This window comes from Veillonella parvula (genome assembly GCF_032472435.1).
GTDB classification, from domain to species: domain Bacteria; phylum Bacillota; class Negativicutes; order Veillonellales; family Veillonellaceae; genus Veillonella; species Veillonella parvula_N.
In genome coordinates, this window is the sequence record NZ_JAWEGM010000001.1 from 599,348 (window position 1) to 617,366 (window position 18,019).

The window sequence follows — 18,019 nt, forward strand, 5'->3', positions numbered from 1 at the left end:
CCTAGGGATTCTTCCATTATTCTTCAATTTTTCATTTTATGAAATATTTGAGAAATAATATTTTTAATTTTAAATGATTGTTAGCTTATCGTTTTAAAGCATCTTCAATACGAAGCAAGCAGTCACCAGATTCGATACGGCTACCTTCACGTACAAGGATTTCTTCTACGATACCGTCGATAGGAGCTGTAATTGTTGTTTCCATTTTCATTGCTTCTGTAACGATCAATGGTTCACCTTTAGTTACAGATTGACCATTCTTAATGAGGATCTTAACAACGGAACCAGACAATGTAGCACCTATTTCACCAGGGTTAGATTCATCTGCTTTGCGACGAACAACACCAGTTGTCTTAGCATATTTATCATGAACCTTAATGCTACGAGGTTGACCATTAAACTCGAACAATACGATGCGGTTACCATCTTCATCAGGTTCAGAGAAACCATTCATCTTGATAATCAGTGTTTTACCTTTTTCAATAGTTACTTGAATTTCTTCGCCCCGTTTCATACCAAAGAAGAATGTTGGAGTATCTAATACAGATACATCGCCAAAGTCTTTTACAAATTTATTGTAATCTTGGTAAACCTTAGGATACAAGCAATATGCACTAATATCTTCATCAGTTGTTTGGGCTCCCATTTCGCTTAATTCATGACGAATATGTTCAAAATCTGTTGGAGGTAATACAGCACCAGGGCGAACTGTGATTGGGCGAGCACCTTTCAAGATGATTTTTTGTAATTTTTCAGGGAAGCCTTGATATGGAGTACCAAGACGGCCTTCAAAGAATTCAACTACGGATTGAGGGAAATCCAATACATCGCCTTTTTCGTAGATATCTTTTTCAGTTAAGTTGTTTTGTACCATGTACAATGTCATATCCCCTACCACTTTAGAGGATGGTGTAACTTTAATGATATCACCAAACATCATGTTTACTTGGTGGTACATTTTCTTAATATCTGTCCAACGATCACCAAGCCCTACCATTTTAGCTTGTTGTTGCAAGTTAGAGTATTGTCCACCTGGCATTTCATGTTGATATACTTCAGTATTAGGATATGCTTCTGCTTTATCTACACCTTTGTAATATGGTCTGATACTACCAAAATAATGAGACATTTCTTCCATGTAATCAATGTTCATTTCTGGTTGACGTTCATGACCAGACAATGCATAGTACATGGAATTCATGCTAGGTTGAGAAGTACCATTAGCAAATGCTGAGTATGCTAAGTCGATTACATCAACACCAGCATCTACAGCGCGGCCATATGTATAGATAGAGTTACCGGAGCCTTCATGAGTATGCAAGTGAATTGGAACAGAGACAGCATCTTTCAAGGCAGATACCAAGTTATAAGAAGCTTGTGGTTTTAAAAGGCCGGCCATATCTTTAATGGCAATAATATTGGCACCAGCTTTTTCAAGCTCTTTTGCCATATTTACATAATAGACCAAGTTGTATTTTGTACGAGCACCATCAAGGATATCGCCAGTATAGCACAATGCAACTTCAGCTATTTTATTTTGTGCACGCACTTCATCGATAGCAACATGCATATTATCAAGACTATTCAAGCTATCAAATACGCGGAATACATCAATACCATTAGCAGCAGCCCGTTGAATGAATTGACGAACTACGTTGTCTGGATACGATGTGTAACCTACGGCATTTGCACCACGAAGAAGCATTTGAAGCAAAGTATTTGGCACTTCACGACGGAACATGCGCAAACGCTCCCACGGATCTTCATGTAAGAATCGGTATGATACGTCAAAAGTAGCACCACCCCAACATTCTAAGGAGAATAAGTTAGGTACACCTTTTGCAGCATGACCAGCTACGCGAGCCATATCAATTGTACGAAGACGTGTAGCGAACAAAGATTGGTGAGCATCACGCCAAGTGGTATCAGTGAAAAATACTTGTTTTTGTTCCGATAACCATTTACTAAATTTATCTGGTCCAAGTTCATCAAATTTTTGTTTTGTACCAGATGCTGGACTTACATCCAAAGCAGATGGCATTTGAATCGGTTCAAAGTCAGGAACCTCTTGAGCTCCTGCACCAGAATAGCCATTAATTGTAACATCAGCAATGTAACGTAATAATTTAGTACCACGGTCACGATCTGGTTTTAATTCGAATAATTCAGGATGCTCTTCAATGAAGTTTACATTGTAAGAACCACTTTGGAATTCAGGATGTTCCAATACATTAATCAAGAAGTGAATATTTGTTTTTACACCGCGAATACGGAATTCTTTCAAGCAACGAAGCATTTTACGAATAGTTTCTTCGTTGTTAGGACCAAATGCAGTCGCTTTCACAAGCAAGGAGTCATAGTAAGGTGTTACAACGGCACCAGTAAATGCATTACCAGAATCAAGGCGGATACCAAAACCACCGGAGCTACGGTATGCCAAGATTTTACCGGTATCAGGCATAAAGTTATTTTTAGGATCTTCTGTGGTAATACGACATTGGATAGCAGTGCCTTTACAAGGAACTTTATCTTGCTCAGGAATACCTACTTCAGGACTATGTAAGCTAAAACCCTCAGCAATTCTAATTTGAGCATGAACAATGTCAATATCTGTAATCATTTCTGTTACAGTATGCTCTACTTGAATACGTGGATTAACTTCGATGAAATAGAAGCTACCGTCAGCAGTTACCAAAAACTCTACAGTACCTGCATTCACGTAGCCAACATTTTTCATGATTTTAACGGCAGCATCACATACAGCTTTACGAGTTTCTAAGGACAATGCAAAAGCTGGCGCCATTTCAACTACTTTTTGGTGACGACGTTGAACAGAGCAATCACGTTCATGCAAATGAACTACATTGCCATGTTCGTCACCTAAGATTTGAACTTCAATATGTTTAGGTTCTACGATAAGTTTTTCTACATATACATCATCATCACCAAACGCAGCTTTCGCTTCAGATTTAGCACGATCATATGCATCTCGAAGATCTTCTTTATGATGAACTTCACGCATACCACGACCGCCGCCGCCATTAACGGCTTTAATCATCAATGGAAAACCATGTGTATCAGCAAATTCTTCTAGTTGAGCATAATCTTTTAAAGCTCCATCAGAACCTGGGATCATCGGAATTTTTGCTAATTTAGCTTGCTCACGAGCATTTACTTTGTCACCAAACATATTCAAATGCTTGATTTTAGGCCCGATAAAGATAATTCCTTCTTCTTCACAACGACGAGCAAAGCCTTCATTTTCAGATAAGAAGCCATAACCTGGATGGATAGCATCGATGTCATGTTCTTTTGCAATACGGATGATATCTTCAATATCAAGATATGCGTCAACTGGTTTTTTCCCTTCCCCTACGAGATAGGCTTCATCGGCTTGGTTACGGTGCAAGGATAATGTATCCTCTTTAGAGTAAATGGCTACAGTTTTAATCCCCATTTCATTACATGCACGGAACACGCGGATTGCAATTTCTCCACGGTTGGCAACCAATACGGATTTAATTTTTCTCATGTATTGCCTCCTACTAGCTTCCACAAATGTGAACTATCAGCTTTCATTTTTATTAATATATGAATATTTCCTATACTTATAGATAAATCAATATTGCGGAAAGCCTCATCAAAATTTATGATGAGGTTTTATATTCATAATAATATATACTTATTATACAATATTTTCATTATATTTAAAGGATTATACCAATTATGAAAGTATAAAATATATTTTTTACTGTTCATTACAAAAAATCATATGTCTTTCAATAATGCACATCGAATAAATTCCATTTTTATATTATTTACCACCTAAAAAGTGATTCATTAATCGATTTAATTGCTCTTGATCAGCTGCCCCCATCAATTCTCTAGCTGAATGCATTGCTAAAAGAGGCAATCCTACATCAATAGTACGCATTGGTAACATAGCTGATGAAATGGAACCTACAGTAGATCCACCTGGAATATCCGAACGATTTACATAAATCTGATACTGTGCATCCGCTTCTTCACAAAGGCCTTTAACGATAGCAATGGCCTTAGCATCCCCGGCGTAAGATTGGCTACATGCAATCTTGAGGGCTAACCCTTTATTAAGTACAGGAATATTCGTAATATCATTTTTCTCTGGATAGTTTGGGTGTAATCCGTGCGCTACATCGGAAGAAATCATAAAGCCCTTAGAGATAAAACTGTCCATCTCTTGATTAGAATATCCTAATGCGTCATACACGCGTTTAACGAGATTTGGTAATATCATGCCAGCCCCACCTTGTTTCGTACGACTACCAACCTCTTCGTTATCAAAAAGTATAGCACAGCGAACACCATTGACATTCATTTTTTGAGCTTGAATAATACCAGATAATACACCAAAGCAAGATGTTAAATTATCTAAACGAGGTGAGCTAATGAAATCACCTTCCGTACCGAGTACACAGCCTTGTTCCGTAGGATATAAAGTCATTTCATAAGATAATATTTCGGAAGGATCGCAATCTACTTCATCAGCTAAAAACTTTGTCCACTCATCGTATTGAGTATCTGATTCTGAAAATAAACTTGGATTATTTCTATTATTTAAAGCTTTTGTAGGATTATCTTCATTATTACGTTCCATCATCAATATAGGAAGCATTTCTTTTTGACGATTTAGTTTAACCCCATCATTAACAGAGCGATTCATATGAATAGCTAGGTTTGGAACAATAGCGATAGGCCGTTTTGTATCGACTAGAACAGAATCTACGTCAAAGGCATTTTTCCCTTTTAACACAACCGTACCTGCTGCACCTAATGGACGATCAAGCCATGTATTTTCTATAAGACCGCCATACATTTCTACATTTAACTTTGTGTATCCTTTCACAGAGGTTATAGGGTTTGGTTTAACACGAATAGCAGGAAAATCTGTATGAGCCGACGCAATACGTAATGTATGTTCTGGTTTCTTTCCTATATGAAAGGCAAATAAGGTGGTACCAAACACATTAACTACATAAGAACCAGAGTCTAACTGCCACTCATCTTCCAAACTAAGCTCTGTAAATCCTGAGTCCAAAAGCATTTGTAAACTCGTATCTACTGTGTGATACGGAGATGTGCAAGCGCCAATATACTTTAATAATTGTTCATTATCAAACTTCATAGATCCCTCCTATGCACAAATCATATAAAATTTGTGCAATTAGCTTGAATAATTTATTATGTATATTATTTTACAATATTTACATTAATTATCTATTAACTACTCATATTTTATCACAAAAAAGCCGCCCCTATTGGAACGGCTTTTTATATATGGCGTAAATACATAGTACACTAAATCTAATAGGTTTAAAGTACATGTATTACAATCCAATAGAATTGTCAGTACTAGATTTTACCACATTCCAATCAACTTCATCCATACAGAGCCAAGCCCCATGAAAATAATTAAGTTGATTACAGATGTGAAGAAACCAAGTTTCCACCATGTATTTTGAGGAACATAACCAGTATTAAAGATTACTGGAGATGGACCTGCTGCATAGTGAGTCAAAGACATACACAAGTTAGATGTGAATGCAATCATCAACAATGTCAACATTGGTGGCGCACCTGCAGAAATAGCGATTGCAGAGAATGCTACGAACATCGCAGAAATATGCGCTGTTAAGGATGCAAATACATAGTGAGCATATGTATTAACAAGAACAGCTACAACAAAGGCAATTACCCAAGAGCCTTCTGGAATATAACCACCAACTTGAACTGTAGCCCATTTGATAAAGCCCAATTTAGAAAGGAACCCGGCAAAGCCCATCAATGTCCCCATCCAAACCAAGGTATCCCAAGCACCTTTTTCACTCTTAACATCGTCCCAAATTAGAACGCCTGTAGCAAGTAAAATAGAAATACCTAAGAATGCAACAGTTGTAGCATCGAGTTTTGTAAATTGAGACGTAGCCCATAAAACTAATGCTAAAATAAATACGCCAAGCATTACCCATTCTTGGAAAGACATCTTTCCAAGACCTTTTAACTCTTCGCGAACCATTTGTTGAGCTTCACGAGCATCTTTGATTTCCGGTGGATATACTTTATAAATGAAATACGGCATAATAATCAATGCAATAATACCAGGTACGATAGCTGCCATAGCCCAGTCGCCCCATGTAATGCCAATACCAAAAGATTGAAGCGCTAATGCTGCAACCAATGTATTACCAGCCATGGATGTTTGGAACATCGCAGATGTAATCGTATTTACTTGGTAAATAGATTGCATCAAGAAAGAACCAATTTTACGAGGTCCATCTTGTGGTTCAGAACCGAAAGCTTTTGCTAAGCTAGTTGTAATTGGCATGATTACACCGCCTACACGAGCTGTGTTAGATGGTGTTGCGGGAGCTAAAATCAAATCAGACAAAGCCAATGCATAGGCCAAACGCAAGGAACTACTACCAAAAGCAGAAATCAAATTATAAGCAATACGTTTCCCCAAACCAGTTTTAATAAAGCCACGAGAAAATAAGAAAGCACCTACAATTAGCCAGATTGCAGAGTTAGCAAAACCTGAAATACCTTCACTAATCTTTAATGTACCTGTCAATGCAGCAACAGTAATAACAACGATAGATACGCCACCAATCGGTAACGGCTGAGTAATGAAGCCTACTATAGTAGCTACAAAGATTGCAAATAAATGCCATGACTGAGGAGTTAATCCCTCTGGAGTTGGAACAAACCACAATCCTAAACCAAAGGCTGCTGGAATGATCCAGTTCAATAGTTTTTTCATACACATACCTCCTACTTAGGAAAACAATAAAATTAAACCAATAATATGCCAATACATCCTATAGTATCATGTTAAGAAAAATAAAAATCTATACTAACTATGTTCAGTATATCTGTAGTAAGAGAATTAAAGATATAATTCTATCTTCTTACCATAAATATAATATACTTCACCATAAAAAGATGTGATAAAAAAGCTGTGCATTTATAAATGCACAGCTTTTATCATATAAATCCTATTCAGGTAGAGATACGTCCTCTAAATTTGTTTTTTCGATAGACTCAATATCACCTTTATCGCAAAGGTTTGCAATAGTTGGGTCGATTGGTAAACGGTTCAACAATAACAGACCGTATTTCTGAAGGATTTCTTCGATGTGGCTTTCACCAAAAATTTGATAATCCTTACCGTTATCTGGACAATGGAAGTAAGAATAGTTTTCCACCACACCAATAATAGGCACTTGCATTAAATCAGCCATTTTAACTGCTTTTTCAACAATCATGGATACCAAGTCTTGAGGAGATGTAACGATAATAATACCGTCCAATTTCAAGGATTGATATACAGTAATCGCTACGTCACCTGTTCCTGGTGGCATATCAACAAATAAATAATCGATGTCTTTCCAAATAACATCTGTATAAAATTGTTTTACTACATTGCCTAAAATAGGACCACGCCATAAAACAGGATCTGTATCGTTTTCCAAAAGAAGGTTAACAGACATAACGTCGATACCGCCTTTGGATTTTACAGGATACATACCGATTTCGTCAGCATATGCCTTTTCCTTAATGCCAAACATCTTAGGAATAGAAGGCCCTGTAATATCAGCATCAAGGATACCTACTTTGTAACCTTTACGCGCCATTGTAATGGCCATCAAGCTGGTAACGGAGGATTTACCTACGCCACCTTTGCCAGATACTACACCAATTACATGTTTAACAGAACTAAGCTCGTGCAATTGAGCTGTAAGATCTTGAGGTCGTTGAGACGCGCCACCACCGCAACCAGAAGATTGAGATGGGCATCCGCCACAATCACTGCTGCTACCGCAACCCATAGTAAACACCTACTTTCTTTGAGGCTATACCTCACATCTATATTAAAAACTTTTTTATATGGTAAACACAATGTATCTACGCCTACATTGTATCACGTTATATCAAAAATTATCAATATATTACTCACCACAAAATTCTTTAGTTAACCCGCCGAGAATTTCCATCCCCTTTGTAATTTCCTCTACTGTTGGTACCGTATAGCTCAAACGAAATGCATGACCTGCTCCTGCTCCATCTGCTGCAAAGGCACCACATTTAATAATCCCAACATTGCGGTCCATACAAGTTTCAAAGAATACATCACAATCTACATCCTCAGGCATCGTCATCCATGCAAACATACCACCTGTAGGTTGTGTCAAATGAACTTTAGAACTCGCATACTTTTTAAAAGCGTTAAGTAAAACTTCACATTTCATTTTATATACTTTTCGTACATTATCTAAATGAGCATCGTAATCAATGGTATCAAGAACCTTCGCTACCACCTTTTGAGTTACTAATGGCATTTGACCGGCCGTATTATTTTTTAATGCTTGGATAGCTTCAATAACTTTAGTTGGGCCAAATAAGAAGCCTACACGCAAGCCTGCAGATAATGTTTTAGAATAAGAACCTGCATACAGAACACGATCTTCTGTGTCGAAGGATTTGAACGTTGGAATATATTCTCCGGCGAAACGAATTTCACCATATGGATCATCTTCATAGATAAATAAATCATATTTAGATGCAATAGCATAAATCTCCTTACGGCGCTCTAAAGGCATAGTAATGCCTGTTGGATTCTGGAAGTTGGGAATTAGATAAATATATTTACCTTTACCAGATTGAGCCGCTTTTTCTAACTCACCCGGAATCATACCGTACTCGTCAGTTTTAATACCTATTGCTTTACCGCCCATGTTGCGCACAGAGTTAATAGCACTGGTGAAAGTAAATTCATCCATATACACTTCATCGCCTGGTTCTAAAACTGTAATTGGTAAAAGACCTAATAATTGACCTGCACCATTGGAAATAATGAGACCTTGTCCTTCCGAATTCATCTTATGAGTTTGTACTAAACGTTCTAACGTAAGTTCTGCTAAATGTGCATCACCTTGCATTGGACCATATTGTAAAAGGCTCATAGGATTAGAATGCACAACTTCATCAAAAGCCCTTTCGATGACCTCTACCGGTATCGCTTCTGGCGCAGGATTACCAATACCAAAGCTAATAAAGCCTTCCACGCCTACACCACGTTCAAATACTTCACGAATAAAATTAGGACCTTTTAAGGTTACACGTTCAGGAAGAGAAAAGCTCATACTATCGCCTCTTTCATATATACTATGTAGAAAACACTTCTAAGTAGAAAATATTACTAACATCAAGAATTAAGAATATTACATTATTAAAACGTAAGCAGCCTATAGTTAATTAGTTATTTTGTAATGGCTTACCTAATTAGACTTTATATTACGCATTAGGATCATGCTCTTGTTCCGCATTTTTCTTATTAATATAGTTCTTATATACTTTCCAAAGAATGAAGTATACAACACCTGCAACAAGAACAATAATTCCTAATCGTCCCATATTTTCTTGGAAATTTACAATATCTGTACCAATAGCTACTTCTAAAGCCGTAGATGGAAATTTACCAATCAAGTTTGCCAATATATAATCTCTAGGTTTGATTTTACTAATGGCCCCTAAGGCGGTAATGACCCCAGATGGAAAATACGGTAAGGATCGTGCAAATAACATGACCACAAAACCATTTTTACCGGAAAAATCATCTACTTTCATCAATACCGTACTCTTAGCAATCAACTTATCCGCTGTATCACGTAAGAAGTAACGCATAATATAAAAGCTAATGACTACACCAATTGTTTCAGCCAACCAAGAAATAATGATCCCTGGCCACATACCAAATACTAAACCATTAGCTGTAGATATGAAAATTGACGGTAAAAAGCCTACGGCGTTAACAAAAATATCGAGGACCATACTCACCAACATGGCCATAGGGCCAAAACTTTGAATATACTCCGCTACCTCTTCCATAGAGCCACTTGTTGCTAAGTGCCACATGGTCGGATAAAATGTAGGATCTACAATATTTATAATAATTAATAAAACAATAAAACCTATGCCTGCTATTAACTGTACCCAACCTTCACCAGAAGGTTTTAAATTTCTTTTACTCATATATACCTCGTATAAAAAAGACTAGCTTCATTATATCACGTATTCTATAGAACAGTTATAACTAGTTACATTTCTTTAATTTTAATCTGAATAGCTTTTTTAATATATTTAAAATTCATAACCGATATAGCATTAGAGGTGTATACATATATCTATAAAATATGTATCATTACATTAGCATAAAAATTATCGAAAGATGTATAATACTATTATAACGAGAATTTTCTTAATGAAAGAAGGTATAATATGGTATCAGCAGGTCAAACAGCTACGGCTACTGTAACAGTTACAGAATCTAATATTGCTAAAACAATGAAATCTGGTTCTTTAGATGTCTTTGCCACACCAGCCATGTGCGCTTTAATGGAAGAAGCGGCTCAAGCAGCAGTACAACCATACTTAGAAGAAGGTGAAGGCACTGTAGGTATTGCTTTATCCATCACCCATGAAGCCCCTACTCCACTTGGTGCAACAGTAACGGCTAAAGCTACAGTCATCGCCGTAGAAGGACGTAAAATAACCTTTGATATTGAAGCATCTGATGGTGTTGGTATCATTGGTCGAGGAACTCATGAGCGATTTGTTATTAACAACGAAAAATTTATGGCTAAGGTGCATAGTAGAGCAAAATCTAACTAATAGCCTACTATTTTACTAATAGGTTTATTGCTAATATCTTATTTACTTTATTAAAAAAATAAAATACAAAAAATGGCATCTATCAAATGATAGATGCCGTTTCTATTTACATATTAAATTATATAATCTACTAAAGGATTAGCAAATTTTAACTACCCAGCCTTCAGGAGCTTCGATTTCACCATGTTGAATGCCAAGTAATGTGTCATATAATTTTTTAGTGATAGGACCCATATCATCCATGCCAGCAGGAACATTAATAGTGCCTTCTGGAGTATCGATTTGACCTACTGGGGAAATAACAGCCGCTGTACCACAAAGACCAATTTCAGCAAAGTCTTTTAATTCATCTTTATGAACAGGACGATGTTCTACAGTCATACTAAGGTAGTGTTCTGCTACATACATCAACGAACGACGTGTAATGGATGGCAAGATACTATCAGATTTAGGTGTAACTAATTTACCATCTTTAGTAATGAAGATGAAGTTCGCACCACCAGTTTCTTCTACATGTGTACGAGTAGCCGCATCAAGATACATATTTTCTGCATAGCCTTTGTTATGAGCATCAGTGATAGCATACAAACTCATAGCATAGTTCAAGCCAGCTTTAATATACCCAGTACCATGAGGAGCTGCACGATCAAAATCAGTAATACGAATTTTGATTGGCTTAGCACCACCTTTGAAGTAAGGGCCTACTGGTGTTGTAAACACACGGAATTGATATTCATCAGCAGGTTTTACACCGATAACGGAGTTTGTACCCATCATGTAAGGGCGAATATAAAGGCTTGCACCATGACCATATGGAGGAACAAAGTCTTTATTTGCTTTTACAACTTCTTTTACAGCTTCGAGGAAACGACCTTCAGGTAATGTAGGCATTACAAGGCGTTCACAGGATTGATTCAAACGTTCTGCATTCAAATCTGGACGGAAGCATACGATGTGACCATCTTTTGTGTAGTATGCTTTCAAACCTTCAAAGACAGTTTGAGCGTATTGGAATACACCAGCACATTCATTAAGGACAACGTTAGAATCAGTAATTAGACCACCTTCGTCCCATTTACCATCTTTATATGTAGTCAAATAACGGTAGTCGGTTTCTACATAACCAAAACCGAGATTATCCCAATCGATATTCTTGCTCATAACAATAACCTCCATTTATATTGATATACACTTAATCTTATCACTATCATCTTGTATTTTCAATAGATTCTATAGAGATGATAAATTATATATACAGATATAGTATCTATTAAGATATATCATCTATATATAGGTAACATATTAATAGATATGTATATTATCAAATAGGCCCCTAGCTATACTATCGTTGAATATAAAAATTGTTTCTTTACAGTATAGCTACCGCCCTATTTATATTATAATAATTTCAGATATACATTATCCTATTTTACTAGAGGTCCCTATTATGAACGAAAATAAACATTTTTTAATTCCTAATCCTAAAAGTATCATTTGTATCGGCCTTAACTATGCTGATCATATTGCTGAAACTAGTCTAGCTACACATGATTTTCCAGAAATCTTTATGAAAACATCAAATGCTCTTGCAGGTAATCATGATACAATTACTATTGAAGACGAAACTTTCCATTACGATTATGAAGGAGAATTAGTTATCATCATCGGTAAATCTGGCAAAAATATATTTCCAGAACATGCGAAAGACCATATCTTAGGTTATACAATTGGCAATGATGTTTCCGCCCGTAGCTTACAGTTTAGAGGCTCCCAATGGATTCTTGGCAAATCACTTGATCACTTTGCTCCTATTGGTCCTACTATTGTATCTCCTGATGATTTTGACTTTGAAAGTGCTACTATTACGACAACAGTAAATGGTGAACAACGTCAACACGCCAAGCTAGAACAGATGATTTTTAAGCCTTATGACATTATTGCCTTTTTATCAACATATATGACGCTCCAAAAAGATGACATTATCTTTACAGGTACGCCTAGTGGTGTAGTATTAGGTAAAAATGAAAGTAAATATTCTTGGCTAAAACCAGGAGATACTGTTACAGTTTCCATAAGTGGTATTGGCACCTTAGAAAATAAATTTATTTAAAATAAGTAAATTATTAAAGTATTGTATTTGCTCGTATTCTAATTATTACGATATCTATTTACATTACAACTAACTATATCTAAACACAAAAAGAGATTACTGTTATGTATATCTACGGATAAATAGAAGTAATCTCTTTTATTATTATCTAAGTTTTATATTTACTATTACTTTATTTATGCTCTGACTCTAGGTCTAGCATATATTTCTTACGTTCAATGCCCCCTGCATATCCTGTTAACTGGCCATTACTACCAATAACACGGTGACAAGGAACGATGATAGAAATTGGATTATGCCCTACAGCCCCCCCTACGGCTTGAGCAGAGAATTTCTCTTTACCTTGTTGCTGTGCAATCTGTTTACCAATATCTCCATATGTTGTAGTTTCACCATAAGGAATTGTCTGTAATATAGACCATACGGATTTACGGAACTCAGTACCTTCTAACTGGATGGGAGGGGTAATAAAAGGCTTTTTACCATTAAAGTATTGATTTAGCCACATAATTGTTACTTCAAATGGACCTGTTAGTTGCTCTATATACTCAGCATCATCATAACTAGGTGCATGAGCTTCATCAATAAAAAATAAATCTGTTAAGTATGATAATGTACCAAGCATAATCATTGTCCCTAATGGACTTTCATAGGTATATTTATAGTTCATAGTACATTAACTCCTTCTTAAGATAACAAATCATTCAATACCTTTTGTATGTCATTATTAAATGATACTGTATTTTGCTGAATATCAAATGGAATCGATTGTTTTTCAATATTAACTGGTACATATAGTGTGTCTATATTGTCATATGCCATCCGCATAAATGGATATTTGATAATCATCGGCGTATTATAGCCAACACCAAGTTCTAACAATACAGTTTTCTTATCTTTATAATTCTCTATAAAACTTGCATATCGTTTTTGAGCCGCATACCAACCTTCGTCTTGCACAAAGGCACCGTCGACACGCAAATTCATCGTCATTAGTTCGCCACATCTAGGACAGTGAGGAATTAATTCTGTAGGAATTTTCATATCCTTTTGTTCTTTAACCATACGACGCACTTGTTCTTCATTATCATAAGTCTTTTGATGACATGGCTCAGAGCATTGCCACAAGCCATAATCACCTTGCATATAATAAAATCTATTTTTATCCACTCCAGCAAATTGCATTTGATGATCTACATTAGTGGTAATCACAAAGTAATTCTTATTTTGTAACAACTCCATCAACCGAATATAAGGTTCACCTGCTGAAATATCATGGCGATTATAGTAGATATGACGGCTCCACCATGCCCAATATTCTTCCATGCTTTCAAATGAATAGAATCCACCAGAATACATATCTGTAATACCATACTTTTTGTGAAAGTCATCAAAGTATTTATGAAAACGCTCACCACTATAGGTCAGACCCGCTGCAGTAGACATACCTGCCCCGATACCAACGAGTACCGCATCAGCAGTATTCAAAAATTCTTTTACACGTTCTATATTATCCCAATAATTTGTTGTAGATGTCATAATCTATATCCTTAAATACGTTAAATACCACTTGGATTTTACTATTTGTTTCTTTTAAATACCTACGTACCGTATCGATAGCAATTTGGGCCGCCAATTCATTAGGAAATCTAAACTCACCTGTAGAAATGCAGCAAAATGCAATGGACTTCAAACTATAAGCATTAGCTAGCTCCAAGCAAGATCTATAGCACGATGACAATTGTTCTTTTTCTAAGTCTGTAACAGTATCATAAACAATAGGCCCTACCGTATGGATAACATGACTGGCAGGTAAATTAAAACCATAGGTCATACGAGCTACACCTGTCTTTTCAGGCATATCCATATACTCAGTCATCCTAGCACAGGCCATACGTAACTCAATACCAGCAAAAGTATGAATGGCATTATCAATACATTTGTGATTCGGTAGAAAACAACCGAGCAACTGCTCATTAGCTGCATTGACTATAGCCTTTACCGCTAGACGCGTTATATCCCCTTGCCACAAATATATCTGAGGTTCTCGCTCTTCCATATCGTTAATCGTAACGATGCCTTTTTCATGAGCCAATGTATTTAAATATTCATCCTCTATCTTCATCCACTCTGCGGACATAGCTCCTGCAGGACGAATATTACATAGTGCTCTAAATAGAGTAAATTGTTCTTCTTCACTTACGGGAATATCTATATGTTCGTTATATTTCTCTTTATATTCGGCTACTAATCCCTCTAAAAGATAGCGCAATCGTTCTTGTTGTGTCATATATAACTCCTAAGTAGAATTAATTAGATTATAACCTATTATATAGCAAAAAACTGCTAGCACATAATATGCTAGCAGTAACTTTACTGATTAGTATTATATCAAAAACTAAGGTCTAACAAATGATTGACCACCATGGTTTACAAGGATATCCCCATCTAATACTTTAGTAGTAACCCCTTGTAGACTACCTTGGATTTGGCTCATCATAAAACGATAACCTGGGCTGTTCAAGTGTTTAGTAAGGGCTTCTTGATCGCTATAGATTTGAATGACGTACCAACGATTTTTTGCATTTCTTTCACGAAGCACATAACCAGCCTTATAACCCGCATCATCACGAACGGCACGTTCCATATCGAGTTGATATTGTCGTTGTACCGTATCGATTTCATTGCTATCAACAGTAAACTCAGTTAAGGTCACCACTGCCTTACCATAATTTACGATAGATAATGCATCTTTCTTTTCAAATAAAAGTACAGACTGTACATCGTACATCTTACGATTTGTTAATTTAGAACCGACTTCATTAACAAATGCTTGATAATGGTCAGATTTGCGATGTGTTTCAATAGCAGCTAAATCTTTATAGATTTCAACTACATAAGACTCCGAAGGATTACCTTTTACATGCGCCACATTCATGGACAATGTATTAGGTTCTTTTTCCATAGATGCTGTCAGATTAGCTACACCTGCACTATTATAAGTGCCTTGTAACTCTACAGGTACTTCGAAACGATACATACCTACGCTAGGTGCTGTATCTACAGATTGATCCCGTTCCATAACAAGAGCTGCAAAAGATGTACTTACACCTAATACGGCAATAGCAGATGTTAGTACAATACGTTTTAATAAATTTTTATTCATATATACTCCTTTACATATATCTTGATAACTTCTCGGCAAACAAACCAATACGCTTATAAGTTAACAACTCACATACTCTTGATGTAAATTGTCCAAATCTACGGTAAAAGAAATTAAAAGTTAGATATGCTGGTATTGTACTGATAGTTTTAGGCAAGCGACGAAATATATTTTTTATGGAATATAACTCTTTATAGATCCAAAGATAGCCTTTTTCTAATTCTTCTTTAGACATACCTAACGGTGATACAACTACGTGAGACGTATTATATTTTGATAAATCATAATCAAAAATTCTATTTTGAGCTTCCATTCTCTTGTAGAATTCAGTACCTGGGTATGGTGTGACAATATGTGATGTAATTGTATCAATTTTCTGGCTAATAATCCAATCTAACGTATTTTTAAAAGTCTCTGGTGTATCTCCATCTAAGCCAAATACAAAGCTAGCATTAACCATAATACCACGCTTATGTAATTCGTTAATAAGTCGTTCAAACTCTTCACGATTATTCTGCATTTTATGAACGCTAGATAAAGATTGAGGGCTGATACTTTCAAAACCAATAAATAAACTCTGACAACCAGTTTCTTTCATTAAATCCATCAATTCAGGGTGTTGCCCTATTTTCATAGTAACCGCTGCATTCCAGTTTAACTTCAAAGGTTTAATACGTTCTAAAAACTGTTTAGTCCAAGAAATATTACCAATAAAATTATCATCAATAAACATAATATGTTTTGTACCTAATCGTTTGATATCTCCCAACACATCCTCTATATTGCGATTAATATATTGGTGTGTTCCAGAGCTATTATAGCAAAAATCGCACTTATGAGGACAACTTCTACTAGTAGAAACAACGTTATACCATAAGTAATCGGTCTTATCTATCAAGTCATATGCAGGTGATGCAATATCATCTCCAGATTCTAAAGGCGCAGAAACATATTGAGATTGCAACCGACCATGTTTAGCATCTTCTATAATTTGAGGCCATGTATTTTCTGCGAAACCTATACAAAGACTATCAAATGCCTCCTTAGGTACGGTATCGAATGCTGTCGTAATATGTATACCACCAGCAATCACCTTAGCCCCTTTCTTTCTATATATAGCTGCAATTTCAATTGCTCTAGGCAATACATCAACAGTCACCGCAATACCTACTAAATCAGGTACATCATTAAAATCTAGTTCTCTAATATTTTCATTTTCAATTGTGACCTCACACTCATGCCGAATAATATTAGCCACAGTTAATAACCCTAAATGTGGGGACATACGTATTTTTAAATCTGTATCCATAGGACGCTTCAACATACGTGGTTGAATCAATTTAACTTTCATATAAAACCTCTTATATAACAAATGCTTTTACATTATTATAAAAGATTATGAGTCCTTTTGCATATAAAAACATCCTATCTATTAAAACTATATTGAGTAATATTAGTTCCAACAAATAGGATGTTAAGCTTATATTGTTATATATTCAATAGTTGTACCATGCTCTTCAATAAGTTTAACTAGTTCTTTGCCTTGAAGCCACACAGTCGCATCATTTTGGTTCGGATGTATGCCGATTACATTATTTTCGTAGTCCGCATCAATATAATAATGGACCTTACGGTCCTCATCATGGAGCAAGCAAAATGGAGATACGTGACCTGGTTTAATCTTCAATATATCCCATAGTTCTTCTTCAGAACCAAAGGATTTTTTTTAAGTTTGTGGTCCTTACGAAATTGTTTTAAATCTACACGCTTTGATCCACGAACAGTAATTAAATAGTAATGCTCTCGTTTATGATCTCGTATAAATAAATTCTTCGCATCCCAATCAGGATATGGCAACTGCACATTTGGCTTATCGTCCATACTAAATAATGGTGCGTGATCTGTAATTTCAAAATCGATATGATGGTCACGCAAACAATCATATACGCCTTGTTTATCTAACATGTAATACCTCTAATACATCGGTTATTCTTTGTGAAAGTAACTAGCATAATGAAAGTATCTATTATATC

General features: G+C 35.9%; 14 protein-coding genes and 1 pseudogene. 2 read left to right on the forward strand and 13 right to left on the reverse strand.

Annotation, left to right across the window (positions count from 1 at the left end):
• Nucleotides 1–85: 85 nt before the first annotated feature.
• The 6 genes from E7A03_RS02800 to E7A03_RS02825 form a co-directional block, all read right to left on the reverse strand.
• Nucleotides 86–3,532 (reverse strand): pyruvate carboxylase, encoded by a 3,447-nt coding sequence (locus E7A03_RS02800; RefSeq protein WP_101928191.1) that lies wholly within the window; start codon nucleotides 3,530–3,532, stop codon nucleotides 86–88.
• A 282-nt stretch (nucleotides 3,533–3,814) separates the two neighbouring features.
• A complete protein-coding gene (locus E7A03_RS02805) occupies nucleotides 3,815–5,164 on the reverse strand; it encodes a M18 family aminopeptidase (RefSeq protein ID WP_004697072.1) in 1,350 nt (449 codons plus the stop codon).
• A gap of 234 nt (nucleotides 5,165–5,398) precedes the next feature.
• On the reverse strand, nucleotides 5,399–6,799 hold the full coding sequence (locus tag E7A03_RS02810) for an anion permease (protein WP_004697146.1): 1,401 nt from the start codon (nucleotides 6,797–6,799) through the stop codon (nucleotides 5,399–5,401).
• A gap of 235 nt (nucleotides 6,800–7,034) precedes the next feature.
• Nucleotides 7,035–7,868 (reverse strand): Mrp/NBP35 family ATP-binding protein, encoded by an 834-nt coding sequence (locus tag E7A03_RS02815; protein ID WP_287550487.1) that lies wholly within the window; start codon nucleotides 7,866–7,868, stop codon nucleotides 7,035–7,037.
• Between the two features lie 120 nt (nucleotides 7,869–7,988).
• Nucleotides 7,989–9,182, reverse strand: coding sequence for an aminotransferase-like domain-containing protein (locus E7A03_RS02820; protein ID WP_316073649.1), 1,194 nt, complete (start codon nucleotides 9,180–9,182; stop codon nucleotides 7,989–7,991).
• A gap of 151 nt (nucleotides 9,183–9,333) precedes the next feature.
• Complete coding sequence (locus E7A03_RS02825; protein WP_004692970.1) at nucleotides 9,334–10,071, reverse strand: TVP38/TMEM64 family protein; 738 nt, start codon at nucleotides 10,069–10,071, stop codon at nucleotides 9,334–9,336.
• Between the two features lie 246 nt (nucleotides 10,072–10,317).
• Here E7A03_RS02825 and E7A03_RS02830 point away from each other — a divergent pair, with 246 nt between their 5' ends.
• The gene (locus E7A03_RS02830) at nucleotides 10,318–10,710 is read left to right on the forward strand and encodes a thioesterase family protein (RefSeq protein ID WP_287550486.1); all 393 of its coding nucleotides are present in this window, start codon (nucleotides 10,318–10,320) and stop codon (nucleotides 10,708–10,710) included.
• 138 nt (nucleotides 10,711–10,848) lie between these two features.
• Here E7A03_RS02830 and E7A03_RS02835 read toward each other — a convergent pair whose 3' ends face one another.
• On the reverse strand, nucleotides 10,849–11,871 hold the full coding sequence (locus tag E7A03_RS02835) for a branched-chain amino acid aminotransferase (protein WP_316073650.1): 1,023 nt from the start codon (nucleotides 11,869–11,871) through the stop codon (nucleotides 10,849–10,851).
• 286 nt (nucleotides 11,872–12,157) lie between these two features.
• On the opposite strand from E7A03_RS02835, the gene E7A03_RS02840 reads away from it, so the two are divergent.
• Nucleotides 12,158–12,820: a fumarylacetoacetate hydrolase family protein gene (locus tag E7A03_RS02840; protein ID WP_287550484.1), complete on the forward strand. Its 663-nt coding sequence runs from the start codon at nucleotides 12,158–12,160 to the stop codon at nucleotides 12,818–12,820.
• Nucleotides 12,821–12,992: 172 nt separating this feature from the next.
• On the opposite strand, the gene E7A03_RS02845 is transcribed toward E7A03_RS02840, so the two are convergent.
• From E7A03_RS02845 to E7A03_RS02870, 6 genes and pseudogenes are all read right to left on the reverse strand, one after another.
• A complete protein-coding gene (locus E7A03_RS02845; protein ID WP_195394927.1) occupies nucleotides 12,993–13,490 on the reverse strand; it encodes a methylated-DNA--[protein]-cysteine S-methyltransferase in 498 nt (165 codons plus the stop codon).
• Nucleotides 13,491–13,507: 17 nt separating this feature from the next.
• On the reverse strand, nucleotides 13,508–14,359 hold the full coding sequence (locus E7A03_RS02850) for an SIR2 family NAD-dependent protein deacylase (protein WP_287550483.1): 852 nt from the start codon (nucleotides 14,357–14,359) through the stop codon (nucleotides 13,508–13,510).
• Nucleotides 14,331–15,110, reverse strand: a complete 780-nt coding sequence (locus E7A03_RS02855; protein ID WP_060919708.1) for a protein-ADP-ribose hydrolase — start codon at nucleotides 15,108–15,110, stop codon at nucleotides 14,331–14,333. The genes E7A03_RS02850 and E7A03_RS02855 overlap by 29 nt, the downstream gene beginning before the upstream one ends.
• Nucleotides 15,111–15,218: 108 nt before the next feature.
• On the reverse strand, nucleotides 15,219–15,986 hold the full coding sequence (locus E7A03_RS02860; protein WP_316073651.1) for a putative quinol monooxygenase: 768 nt from the start codon (nucleotides 15,984–15,986) through the stop codon (nucleotides 15,219–15,221).
• A 10-nt stretch (nucleotides 15,987–15,996) separates the two neighbouring features.
• Nucleotides 15,997–17,337 carry a B12-binding domain-containing radical SAM protein gene (locus tag E7A03_RS02865; protein ID WP_058948460.1) on the reverse strand — a complete coding sequence of 447 codons (1,341 nt, stop codon included), beginning with the start codon at nucleotides 17,335–17,337 and terminating at the stop codon, nucleotides 15,997–15,999.
• 129 nt (nucleotides 17,338–17,466) lie between these two features.
• Nucleotides 17,467–17,951, reverse strand: a pseudogene (locus tag E7A03_RS02870) (prolyl-tRNA synthetase associated domain-containing protein).
• Nucleotides 17,952–18,019: the final 68 nt, after the last annotated feature.